Origin of the sequence: Amycolatopsis australiensis (assembly GCF_900119165.1) — a bacterium.
Classification (GTDB): domain Bacteria; phylum Actinomycetota; class Actinomycetes; order Mycobacteriales; family Pseudonocardiaceae; genus Amycolatopsis; species Amycolatopsis australiensis.
The window spans coordinates 3,963,852-3,975,328 of record NZ_FPJG01000006.1 but is presented as its reverse complement, the minus strand read 5'-3'; the positions used below and the strand labels follow the sequence as shown (position 1 = coordinate 3,975,328).

At 72.9% G+C, this 11,477-nt stretch carries 12 protein-coding genes; 6 read left to right on the top strand and 6 right to left on the bottom strand.

Annotation, left to right across the window (positions count from 1 at the left end):
- Positions 1-493 precede the first annotated feature (493 nt).
- A complete protein-coding gene (locus BT341_RS19855) occupies positions 494-1,009 on the bottom strand; it encodes a hypothetical protein (RefSeq protein WP_072482062.1) in 516 nt (171 codons plus the stop codon).
- A 207-nt stretch (positions 1,010-1,216) separates the two neighbouring features.
- Here BT341_RS19855 and BT341_RS19850 point away from each other — a divergent pair, with 207 nt between their 5' ends.
- Positions 1,217-1,498 carry an early set domain-containing protein gene (locus BT341_RS19850; RefSeq protein WP_072477720.1) on the top strand — a complete coding sequence of 94 codons (282 nt, stop codon included), beginning with the start codon at positions 1,217-1,219 and terminating at the stop codon, positions 1,496-1,498.
- Between the two features lie 10 nt (positions 1,499-1,508).
- On the opposite strand, the gene BT341_RS19845 is transcribed toward BT341_RS19850, so the two are convergent.
- Entirely contained in the window at positions 1,509-2,216 is a 708-nt protein-coding gene (locus tag BT341_RS19845; protein WP_072477719.1) for a LysR substrate-binding domain-containing protein, read from the bottom strand.
- Between the two features lie 42 nt (positions 2,217-2,258).
- On the opposite strand from BT341_RS19845, the gene BT341_RS19840 reads away from it, so the two are divergent.
- From BT341_RS19840 to BT341_RS19825, 4 genes are all read left to right on the top strand, one after another.
- Positions 2,259-2,630 (top strand): DUF5997 family protein, encoded by a 372-nt coding sequence (locus BT341_RS19840; protein ID WP_072477718.1) that lies wholly within the window; start codon positions 2,259-2,261, stop codon positions 2,628-2,630.
- Positions 2,627-3,820, top strand: coding sequence for a kynureninase (locus BT341_RS19835; protein WP_072482061.1), 1,194 nt, complete (start codon positions 2,627-2,629; stop codon positions 3,818-3,820). The genes BT341_RS19840 and BT341_RS19835 overlap by 4 nt, the downstream gene beginning before the upstream one ends.
- A gap of 64 nt (positions 3,821-3,884) precedes the next feature.
- Positions 3,885-4,322, top strand: a complete 438-nt coding sequence (locus BT341_RS19830) for a MarR family winged helix-turn-helix transcriptional regulator (protein ID WP_072477717.1) — start codon at positions 3,885-3,887, stop codon at positions 4,320-4,322.
- A gap of 11 nt (positions 4,323-4,333) precedes the next feature.
- Positions 4,334-5,158, top strand: coding sequence for a haloalkane dehalogenase (locus BT341_RS19825; protein ID WP_072477716.1), 825 nt, complete (start codon positions 4,334-4,336; stop codon positions 5,156-5,158).
- A gap of 4 nt (positions 5,159-5,162) precedes the next feature.
- Here the strand turns inward: BT341_RS19825 and BT341_RS19820 are convergent, their stop codons facing one another.
- The 4 genes from BT341_RS19820 to BT341_RS19805 are packed head-to-tail and all read right to left on the bottom strand — an operon-like array spanning position 5,163 to position 8,524.
- Positions 5,163-5,789 carry a TetR/AcrR family transcriptional regulator gene (locus tag BT341_RS19820; RefSeq protein WP_072477715.1) on the bottom strand — a complete coding sequence of 209 codons (627 nt, stop codon included), beginning with the start codon at positions 5,787-5,789 and terminating at the stop codon, positions 5,163-5,165.
- Position 5,790: 1 nt separating this feature from the next.
- Positions 5,791-6,945, bottom strand: coding sequence for an NAD(P)/FAD-dependent oxidoreductase (locus BT341_RS19815; protein WP_072477714.1), 1,155 nt, complete (start codon positions 6,943-6,945; stop codon positions 5,791-5,793).
- Positions 6,942-7,130 (bottom strand): ferredoxin, encoded by a 189-nt coding sequence (locus BT341_RS19810; protein ID WP_072477713.1) that lies wholly within the window; start codon positions 7,128-7,130, stop codon positions 6,942-6,944. Before BT341_RS19810 ends, BT341_RS19815 begins: the two co-directional genes overlap by 4 nt.
- The gene (locus BT341_RS19805) at positions 7,130-8,524 is read right to left on the bottom strand and encodes a fatty acid desaturase (RefSeq protein WP_072477712.1); all 1,395 of its coding nucleotides are present in this window, start codon (positions 8,522-8,524) and stop codon (positions 7,130-7,132) included. Before BT341_RS19805 ends, BT341_RS19810 begins: the two co-directional genes overlap by 1 nt.
- Before the next feature lie 522 nt (positions 8,525-9,046).
- On the opposite strand from BT341_RS19805, the gene BT341_RS19800 reads away from it, so the two are divergent.
- Positions 9,047-11,446 (top strand): sensor histidine kinase, encoded by a 2,400-nt coding sequence (locus tag BT341_RS19800; RefSeq protein WP_072477711.1) that lies wholly within the window; start codon positions 9,047-9,049, stop codon positions 11,444-11,446.
- Positions 11,447-11,477: the final 31 nt, after the last annotated feature.

Genomic DNA, 11,477 nt, shown 5'->3' with positions numbered 1-11,477 from the left:
GCGGAGGGTCGCCGGGAGTGCTGCTCGGCCGGGCCTGACCCGGCCGAGCAGGCTGGGCTCGACCGGCTGCCGCGGCGGCGGAATGGCCGAGTAGACCTGCCGCCGTTTGAGCGGCCGCCGGGCCGCGCTCGACCGGCTGCCGCGCGCGGCGGGATGGCCGTGCACCGGATTGCCTCGACCGGCGAGCGCGCACCAGCGGCCACCGGATCGCGAGCCCCGTCCCGGCCTGGCCGCTATCCGCTCTGCCCGTCCTCGCCGTCGCCGGTTGCCGTGCACACTCGGGTGCTCAACACCTCCAGCACCACCTCGCGTGGGCAGCCCGCCGCGCGCGCACGGCCTCCCGCTGACCTCAGCTCGGCCAGCAGCAGCTCGTGTACCGCCGCGCGGGTCGCGTGCGGGAATCTCGACGGCGGGACAGCCGATGGCGCCATCCCCGCCTCCTTTCGCCCGGGGCCGGTCGCTCCGGCCCCGCGATTCCCCTGACGGACCGGCCTCAGCGCCACCACGGCGGCGGGGGCACCGGCAGCCGCAACGGGTCTCCCGTGTGCCTGCCCGCCCAGCAGTCCGCCAGCCAGCGCGTCAACGCCACCGGGCCCAGGAGGCTGTCCTCCCACACCGGCGTCAGCTCGCCCGCCCGGCGCAGCATCGTTTCCGCCGTTCCGCAGAACGCGATGATCGCGGCCACCGCGGCGTCCGCCCGCTCGACGGGCCAGGCGACCGCGGCCCCGCTCAGCCGGGCCGGGATGGCCAGGCCGGTACCGACGGTGCAGTTGCGGGCCAGCTGGACGGCCAGATCGAACTCGACCGCTTCGGCGTGCCGCTGCCGGGCGCGCCAGCGCGGCGAAGCCGCCGCCGCGTGCAGCCCGGCCAGCCGGGCGGCCACCAGCCCGTCCCACACCGTCAGGAGCACCCCGCGCGTGTCGGCGGGCGGCGCGCCGGCGAGCTCGCCGGTCACCGCGCGCAACCACGCACACGGGTCCTTGACATGACGATCAACGATGACGGTCACGGCAGTCAGTTTCGCACCTGAACACAGCTCCGGCAGCAAGATGATCATGGTTCGCCGCAGGACCACCCGGTCGGAGGCGAACCGTTGAGCGGCCTTGTCATCCCTTCGGGCACTGGACGTGACCGAATCGTCACAGCTGTGTCATCATGTCGGCGCTCAGTGCCGAGCACGTCCCCTCCGCCACTCCCCCCGAAAGGCCGTCGCCGCGTGATCAAGACCAGCAAGAGCCGGGCCGGCACCCAGCGCGTCACCTTCAGCCTCCCCGTCGGGGCACCGCCCGGGCGGGTGAGCGTCGTCGGGTCGTTCAACGACTGGACCCCCGGCCGCCACCACCTGACCCCGCGCTCCAACGGCCGCCGCTCGGCGTCGGTGGAAGTGCCTCCCGGCACCGTCATCCAGTTCCGCTACCTCGGCGAGAACGGCCTGTGGTTCGACGACCCCGACCTGCCGGACCGCGTGGACGGCAACTGCGTCTACTCGACGTCCTGACCGGCCGGGCTCAGGACCGCCGCCGCGGCTTGCCCCGCTTCGGCGCCCCGCCCCCGCGCCGGACCGGCTTCTTCGCCGCCGCCGGCTTGCGCTCCGGGCGCTTGCGCTCGGCGGGCGCCTGCGGCGGGCGTCCGCGCGTGCTGTTGACCGTGCGGCCGCGGACGATCCCGATGAACGTCTCCATCAGGTCCGTCGTCTCGTCCTCCAGCCACGACAGCGCCACGCTCGACTGCGGCGCGTCGGTGACCGGGCGGTAGGTCAGGTCACGGCGGTGGTGCAGCCGGGCCAGCGACTGCGGCACCACCAGCACACCGACGCCCGCCGCCACCAGCTCGACGGCGTCCGCCGTCGTCCCGGGGCGCGAAACCGCCGGGCGGCCCGGGAGCGAAGTCCACTCGATCGTGTCGTCCAGCGGGTGCAGCACGACGTCGTCCGCCAAATCCGCAGTGGACACTTCGTCGGCCGCCGCGATCAGGTGGTCCTTGGGGACGACCACCACCGTCGTCTCGGTGTAGAGCGGGATCGCGTGCAGGCCGTCGCGGTCGATCGGGGACCGCAGCAACGCCGCGTCCGCCTCGCGCGCGCGGATCAGCCCCGTCGCGCCGGCCGCCTCGACCGGCACCAGGGTCAGCGGCACCTCCGGCATCCGCTCCGCCCAGGTCCGGACCCACTTGGCGGGCGTCGCTCCCGGAACGTACGCGAGGCGGAACGAGGTCACCGGGTCAGGTTACCGGGCGGGGCGCTGGCTACCCTGGACGGCATGACGTCGCACAAGACCACCCAGACGATGAAGCCCGCGACAGCGGCGAAGAAGCTGGGTGTGTACCTCGAAGCCACGCCCCCGGAGTTCCGGGAGGGCGTCGTCTCGCGCGACGAGCTGAACGCGCTGCAGGCCGACCCGCCCGAGTGGCTGCGGGAGCTGCGCCGGACCGGCCCGCACCCGCGGCAGGTCGTCGCGGCGAAGCTCGGCATCTCGATCGGCGGCCTCACCCGCGGCGGGATCACCGAGGCGCTCACCACCGAGCAGATCGAAGCGCTGAAGGAAGAGAACCCCGACTGGCTGGTCCGGGAACGCGCCACGCAGGCCGAGGTGCGCAAGGAAGCCGTGCGGCTGAAGGAGAAGAACCGCTGACCACGCTGCAGGAGGCGGAACGCCTCGACGCCGGAGACGAGCTCGCCGGGTTCCGCGACCGCTTCGTCCCGATCACCGATCCCGGCGTCGTCGCCTACCTCGACGGCAACTCGCTGGGCCGACCGCTGCGCGCCACCGCCGAGCGGCTGCGGGAGGTCGTCGCCGAGCAGTGGGGCGCCCGGCTCATCCGGTCCTGGGACGAGCGCTGGCTCGCCCTGCCCGAGCGGATCGGCGACGAGCTGGGCCGCGTCGCGCTCGGTGCCGCACCCGGGCAGACCATCGTCGCCGACTCGACGTCCGTGTGCCTGTACAAGGTGCTCCGCGCGGCCGTCGCGCTGCGGCCGGGACGCGACGAGATCGTCACCGACACCGCCAACTTCCCCACCGACCGGTTCCTCGTCGAGAGCGTCGCCGCCGAACTCGGCAAGACGGTCCGCTGGCTCGACACCGTGGCGGACGTCGGGGCGGTCACCGGCGACCGGACCGCCGCGGTCGTGCTGTCCCATGTGGACTACCGGTCGGCGGAGATCGCCGACCTGCCCGGGATCACGCGGCTGGTGCAGGAGCGCGGCGGGCTGGCCATCTGGGACCTCTGCCACAGCGTCGGCGCGCTGCCCGTGGAGCTGGACGCGGCGGGCGCCGACTTCGCCGTGGGGTGCACGTACAAGTTCCTCAACGCCGGGCCCGGCGCGCCCGCGTTCCTGTACGTCAACGCGCGCCACCACGCCGAGTTCGGCCAGCCCATCACCGGCTGGATGGGCGCGGCCGACACGTTCGCCATGGCCGAGCACTACGTGCCCGCGCCGGGCATCCGCCGCGCGCTGTCCGGGACGCCGCCGGTGCTCGGCATGGTGGGCGTCCAGGAAGGCGTCGCGCTGCTGGCCGAGGCCGGGATCGAGCGGGTGCGGGCGAAGGCCGTCGCGCTGGGCCGCTGGGTCATCGACCTCGCCGACGCGTGGCTCGTCCCGCTCGGTTTCACGGTGGCTTCGCCGCGCGAAGACGACCGCCGCGGCGGGCACGTCACCCTGCGGCACCCGGACGCCGAGCGGCTCTCCCGGCTGCTCATCGAAAACGGCGTGCTGATCGACTTCCGCCGTCCCGACGGCATCCGCGTCGGCCTCAGCCCGCTGACCACCGGCTTCGCCGAGGTGCGGGCCGCCATGGCGCGCATCCGCGAACTCGCCGCCTGACTCCGCCGCACCGCTTCCGGCCGGATAGTGGCCATGTACATAGTAGCCATGTACAGTTTCTGGCATGAGCACTCCCGGCCATCTCGTCTGGCGGCTTTCCCTGAAGTGGCGCGTGGCGGTGGACCGCGCGCTGGCGCCGATGGGCCTGACGCACGCGCAGTACGTCTTCCTGTCCTCGCTCGCCGGCCTGGAACGCGCCGGAGCGGCGCCCAGCCAGCGGGAACTCGCCGACGAGACCGGCCTCGAACCGCTCTACGTCTCCAAGCTCGCTCGCTCGCTCGACGCCGGCGGGCTCGTCGAGCGCACCCGCGACCCCGCCGACACCCGCACCGTCCGGCTCGCGCTCACCGCCCGCGGCCGCGAGGTCGTCGAGCCCGCGATCGCGACCGTGGCCGAGCTGCTCGACCGGCTCCTCGCCCCGCTGGGCGGCCGCCGCGGCGAGCGCACGAAGGCGCTGACTCGCGAACTCACCGTCCTGCTCGACACGCCCCTGAACCCCTGAACGGACAAGACATGCTGCACCACGAAGAATCCGGCACCGGCACCCCGATCGTCTTCCTGCACGGCAACCCCGGCTCCTCCTACGGCTGGCGGAACGTCCTCCCGCACGTCGGCGGCGGACGGCTGCTGGCGCCCGATCTCATCGGCATGGGCCGGTCGCCCAAGCCGGACATCGCGTACTCCTTCGCCGACCACGCCCGGCACCTCGACGCCTGGTTCGACGCGCTCGGCCTCGACGACGTGGTCCTCGTCGGACACGACTGGGGTGGCGCGCTCGCCTTCGACCACGCCGCCCGCCACCCCGGCCGCGTCCGCGGCGTGGCCTTCTACGAGACCATCGTCAAGCCCATCGCCTGGGACGACGTGTCGCCGCAGGCGGCCGAACGGACGCGGAAGATCCGGACGCCGGGCGTCGGCGAGGAGATGGTGCTGGAGCAGGACCTGTTCGTCCGGCAGGCGTTCACCGGGGGCGTCCGCACGCCGGTGGCGGATCTCGAGCCGTACCTGGCGCCGTTCCCGACGCCGGAAAGCCGCCGCCCGGTGCTCGCCTGGGCGCGGCAGCTGCCGCTCGGCGGCGAGCCGCCCGAGGTCGTCGCCCGCATCGAGGCCTACGACGAGTGGCTGGCCGCCAGCACCGGCACGCCCAAGCTGCTGCTGACCTTCGAAGGCTCCCCGACGCTGCTCATCGGGGACGAAGTGACGCGGTGGTGCCGGGAGAACATCGCCGCGCTCGACGTCGTCGCCTGCGGGGAGGCCGGGCACCACGCCCACGAGGACCGGCCGAAGGAGATCGCCGCCGAGATCGGCGCGTGGCTGGACCGGCACGGCCTGCGCTGAGCCGTCACGTGTGCCGCAGCGCCGGGGCCGCGTCCACGCCGAGGACGCGCGCCGCGAGCCAGGCCAGCGCGTCGGCGGTCCGGGCCGGGGTGTCCGACGGCTGCATGACGTGGCTGAGCACCGTGCGGACGACCAGGTCGATCACCACGGCGACCTGCTCGGCGGTCAGCGGCGGCCGGTAGGCGGCCACGCGGGCGGTCAGCATCGTCTTCGCCTGCGTCAGCAGCGTCCCGGCGCCGGTGGTCAGCAGCGGGAGCAGTTCCGGGGCCGTGCCGTGCGTCGCGGAGGCGATCGCGCGCAGCAGGATGTTGTCGTCGGCCAGCTCCAGGACCGCGCGGACGGCGTCGTAGATCGCCTCGACGAGGTCGTTCTCGTGCCGGTCGAACGCGGCGCCGACGACGGAGAGGAACCGGTCGAGCTCGTGCGCGACCATCGCCTCGGCCAGCGCGGCCTTGGAGCCGATCTCGTTGTAGACGGTCTGGCGGCTGACGCCGACGACCTCGGCCAGCCGGGCCATCGTGACCGCCGACCAGCCGGACCGCGCGGTCAGCTCGATCGCCGCGGTGATGATCGGCCGCCGGTGCTGACCACCCTCGGGCGGTGCCGGAAGTGCCCCGCTCATGATCGCCATTCTAGGCGGCGCCCGCGAATGCGAGCGCCTCAGCCCACGGGGCCCGCGCGGCGATCCGCCGCCGGTACTTCATGATCTCGCGCGGGCGGTCGACGGTGAGCGCGCCGGCGACCCGGTCGCCGCGGCGGTACAGCGTCACCCCGTCCGCGGCCACCACCTCGTCGGCGCGCGGGGTGCCGACGAACTGGATGCGGTGGCCGTACCAGTCGGACCAGAAGTACGGCACCGACTCCGCCGGTCGCGCCGCCGCCGGGTCGAGCGCGTGCCGGGCCGCGGCCGCACCCTGCTCGGCCGCGTTCGTCCAGTGCTCCAGGCGCATCGGCTCGCCGTCGAAGAGCGGATGGGGCACGTGCGCGACGTCGCCGGCGGCGTAGACACCCGGCGGTCCGGCCGCGAGAGTCGCGTCGCACACCACGCCACGGTCGCGCTCGTGGAGCGGCAAACCGCTGCCCTCGAGCCAGCCGGTCGCGGGCACCGCGCCGATGCCGGCGACCACGAGGTCCGCCGGCAGGATTTCGCCGCCGGCCAAGCGCACGCCGTCGCCGCCGACGCCGGTGACCTCGGTGGCGAGCCGCAGCTCGGTGCCCGCCGCGCGGTGCAGCCCGGCCAGCGCCGCCCCGGCGACCTCGCCGACCGCGCGGGCGAGCGGGACGGGAGCGGCCTCGACGATCGTCACCGGCAGGCCGCGCTTGCGAGCCGCCGAAGCGACCTCCGAGCCGATGAACCCGGCGCCGATCACGACGGTGCGAGCGCCCGCGTCCAGCGCGGCACGCACCGCGACGGCGTCTTCGGCGGTACGCAGGGTGCGGGCGCCGGGCAGGCGGCGCGCGGTCGCCCCGGTCGCGATCACCAACGCCCGGTAGGGCACGGCCTTCCCGGCGACGACGACCTCGCGCGCGGCGGTGTCGAGGTTTTCGGCCGGAGCGCCCAGCATGAGTTCGACGCCGAGCTCGTCCCGCAGCACGCCCTCGGCGTGGAACGGCTCGGCCGCGCGCGGGCCGTCCGGGTCGAGCAACGCCTTCGACAGCGGCGGCCGGTCGTAGGGCAGGTGCTCCTCGGCGCCGACGAGCACGATCCGGCCGCGGTAGCCGGTGCGGCGCGCCGACTCCACCGCGCGCAACCCGGCCAGCGAGGCGCCGGCGACGACGAGCGTCATGTCAGCTTCAGGGCGAGCACCGGGCAGGCGTCGACCGCGGCGGCGACGTCCCGGCGGTGCTCCTCGCCGGGCCGCTCGTCGAGCACCACGACCGTGCCGTCCTCGCCGACCTCGAAGAAGTCCGGCGCCATCGCCTCGCACATGCCGAGGCCGTCGCATTTCCCGCGGTCCGCTTCGATCCGCATCACGCACCCACCCGTCCCGGCGCGACGAAGTCGACCTTCTCGCGCACGCCGCAGTCCGGGCAGCACCAGGAGTCCGGGATCGCCGACCACGGCGTGCCAGCCGGGAAGCCCTCGCGGGGGTCGCCGAGCTTCTCGTCGTAGACGTACCCGCAGCCCGGGCACATGCCGCCTTCGGTCGCGTCGCCGTGGGTGTCGGCGCGCGCGGACGCCGACGCGGTGACGCGCGTTCCGTACCGGGCAAGGATTTTCGCGCGCTTGGCCGGCTGGATGTTGGCACGCGAGATGTCGCCGTCGAAGTGCGCGAGCACCCGCGGGTCCATCACGCGGCGCCACAGCGGCGGGACGAGCGCCAGGACGATCATGCCCGCGTACCCGGTCGGCAGGACCGGTGATTCGGCGAAGTCGCGCAGCGTCTGGTAGCGCCGCGTCGGATTGGCGTGGTGGTCGCTGTGCCGCTGCAGGTGGTACAGCAGGACGTTGGTGGCGATGTTGTTGGAGTTCCAGCTGTGGCTGGGATCGACCCGCTCGTACCGCCGCTTCCCCGGCGCGCCCACGCGCTGCCGCAGCATGCCGTAGTGCTCCATGTAGTTGACGACCTCCAGCAGCGAGAAGCCGATGACGGCCTGGATCACCAGGTAGGGCAGGATGCCGGGGCCGAGCCAGGCGACCATCGCCGCCCACAGCACCGCGGACATCAGCCACGCGTTGAGGACGTCGTTGCCCAGGCGGAACGGATGCTTGCCGCGGCGGGCGTAGCGCTTGCGCTCCAGCCGCCACGCCGACTTCAGCGAGCCGAAGACCGTGCGCGGCCAGAAGCGGTAGAAGCTTTCGCCGACGCGGCTGCTCGCCGGGTCCTCCGGCGTCGCCACGCGGACGTGGTGGCCGCGGTTGTGCTCGATGTAGAAGTGGCCGTAGCAGCTTTGCGCCAGCGCGATCTTCGACAGCCAGCGCTCGTGGCTTTCCTTCTTGTGGCCCAGCTCGTGCGCGGTGTTGATGCCGATGCCGCCGATGCAGCCGATCGACACCGCGAGCCCGGCCTTGTCGGCGACGCTCAGGTCGCCGTGCGCGATCAGCCAGAACGCGGCCGCGAACCCGAGGTACTGCACCGGCAGGAACGCGAACGTGATCCACCGGTAGTAGCGGTCGTTCTCGAGCCGTTCGATGACGTCGTCGGGCGGGTTGCCGCGGTCCAGCCCGGCGAGCAGGTCGATGACGGGCACGATCACGAGGATCACGACCGGCCCGATCCAGAACCACCCGCCCCACCCGGTGGCCGCGCGCAGCCCGATGGCGAGGAACGCCAGCGACGGCACCACCAGGCCGATCAGCCACAGGTAACGCTTGCGGTCGCGCCACAGCTCGGTCGAACCGGCGGGCACTGTTCCTGCGCTCATGACACCCTCCTCCGTTGGCCGAGTGTACAAGACGATAGATGATGTACAGCTTGCTTGACAAGTAGATAGGTAATGTAAAGCCACAGCGAGCCGGCGCAGATGCCGCGCGGGACCGCCCGAGACCCCGAAGACATCGGATCGGGCTGGGACAGCTGCGGCCGCCGTTCCCGCCCCGCGGACGCCCGCCACGCCGGGGCGGCCGAATTAACTTTCACCCGTTCGGCTCAGCGTGCAGCACGCCGAAACCGGGCGCGGGCCCGTTACCAGAGGAAACACGGGTAACCGCCCCGGAGCACTCGGTGAACGCCGTTCGCCGCCTGCCGGGACGCCGTCCGGGACACGGGTCACGCCCACCGCCGCACCCGGGTTCGTGGTAAAAAACGGACCCTGATCGATTCCGCGGCAACACGGAGGGTGAGGCGAAGACGGGTGACGGCGGCCGCTGTGTCCCCTCGTCGTGTCCGCTTCCTCGTCCGGGTCCGGAGTTTTCGCCGACCGTCACTCAGGAGTACGTGAACCGCCGTGCAGACCAAAGACGTCCAGGACGAGTCGGACAAGCCCTACGACAAGTCGATCCGCAAACGGCTGACCAGGACCGTCCTCATTCCCAGCGTGACGCTGCTGGTGCTGTGGATCGCGGTGTCCTCCTACTTCCTCTTCAACGGCGTCTACGTCCGGCTGGTCGCGGCGTCCGTGCGCGAGGTGTCCATCCCCGCCGCCACCGCGCTGGCCGAGTTCCAGAAGGAACGCCAGTCCGCCCTGCAGTACCTGGACGACCCGGCGCTCGGCCCGGGACGCCTGCAGCAACAGCAGAAGGCCACCGACGAAAAGCTGTCCGCGCTCAAGGACGCGTTCGCCGCGACGATCTCCAACGCCCCGGACGAGATCGCGGCCAAGGTGAACGCGCTCAAGTCCCAGTTCGACCAGCTGCCGGTGCTGCGCTCGCAGATCAGCTTCCGCAGCATCGACCGCGCGCAGGTCAACGCCTACTACAACGGCGTGATGGACACCGCGTCCAACCTGTTCGACACCCAGGCCCGGATCGTCCCCGACGCCGAAGCGGCGACCGGCGGCATCACCGCGACCTCGGTGTTCCGCGCCGGTGACATGATGTCGCGCGAGACGTCGCTGGTGTCGACCGCGTTCTCCGCCGGGACGTTCGCGCCCGACGACTTCGCGCAGTTCGCGCAGCTGTCCGGCTTCTACCGGACGCAGCTGGCGCAGATCGCGCCGTTCCTCGACCCCGGCGTGCGCGCCAAGTACGAAGCCCTGACCGGCAGCGCCGCGTGGAAGCAGCTGGCCGCCGCGGAAGCCGGGCTCGTCAAGCACGGCCCGTGGACCCCCGGCGAGCAGAACAGCGTGCCGGTGTCCGAAGCGGACTGGCAGAACGCGACGACCCAGGTCGCCGAGCGCCTCAACGACATGGCGATCGCCCAGGCGGACAAGGTCTCCGCCGCCGCGATCGACTCCGGCGACGCGCAGCTGCGCAACGTGATCATCGGCAGCATCCTGGCCCTGCTCGCGTCGCTGGCGGCGATCATCGTCGCGGTGCGGGTGTCCCGCTCGCTCGTCGACCGCGCGCTGATGACCCGCCTGGCCCGGCTGCGCAACGACTCGCTCGACCTCGCCCGCAACCGGCTGCCCGACATCGTCGAGCGGCTGAAGAACGGCGAACCGGTCGACCTGGCCGCGGAGCTGCCGCAGCTCGACCACGGCCGCGACGAGATCGGCCAGGTGGCCGAGGCGTTCAACACCGCGCAGCTGACCGCCGTCAACGCCGCGGCCAGCGAGGCCAAGGCCCGCAGCGGCGTGCACAACGTGTTCCTCGGCATCGCGCACCGCAACCAGGTCCTGGTCCACCAGCAGCTGCAGATCCTCGACGAGATGGAAGCCCGCGAAGAGAACTCGACGCAGCTGGCCTCGCTGTTCCAGCTCGACCACCTCGCCGCCCGCGCCCGCCGCACCACCGAGAACCTGATCATCCTCGGCGGCAAGCAGCCCGGCCGCCGCTGGCGCAAGCCGGTGCCGCTGATGGAGGTGCTGCGCGCGGCCGTGTCGGAAACCGAGCAGTACGCGCGGGTCCAGGTCGAGCAGGTGCCGGACGTCTCGATCGTCGGCGCCGCGGTGGCCGACACGATCCACCTCGTCGCCGAGCTGGTCGACAACGCGACGTCGTTCTCGCCGCCCGGCTCGCCGGTCGAGGTGACCAGCCGGCTGGTCGCGCGCGGGGTCGTCGTCGACGTCTCGGACCAGGGGCTCGGCATGAAGGACGCCGTGCGCGAGTGGGCCAACGCGATGATGGCCGAGGCGCCCGAGTTCGACGCGATGGCGCTGCGGGCCGACTCGAGCCTCGGCCTGTTCGTGGTCGCGCGCCTGGCGGCCAAGCTCGGCATGACCGTCACCTTCGACCCCTCGCGCTACGGCGGCCTGCGCGCCACCGTGCTCATCCCCACCCAGCACCTGGCCGGCCGGCACGGCGAACCGGCCGAAGAGCCCGGGTCGTCCCCGGCGGAGACCACCGCGGTCCTCGCCCCGGTGGGCGCGTCCGCGGCGCAGGCGGCGGAAAGCCCGCTCGATTCCCTGGACACGCCCAGCTCGTTCAGCGGCCAGATCCCGATGAAGCGGGACGTCAAGCCCCGGCCGTACCCGGCTCGCGCGCTCGCTTCGCCCGACTCGCTGCCCGCCGTGCCCGCGGCCGCGCCGGCAATCACGGAGGCGCTCGACGGAACGCCGGCCGAGGCGCCGACCGACGACCGGCCCCGGCTGCCCCGGCGCGAGCCGCAGCAGAACCTCGTCGCCCAGCTCGAAAACGAACCCGACGACAGCGACGACGTCGTCGCGCCAGGGGAAGGGACCGCGCGCACGCTCGCGGCGTTCCACAAGGGCACCCGCCGGGGACGGGACGGGTCGGGCGATGCGTAGTCCGCGACAGCACACAGGAAAGTCCACAGAG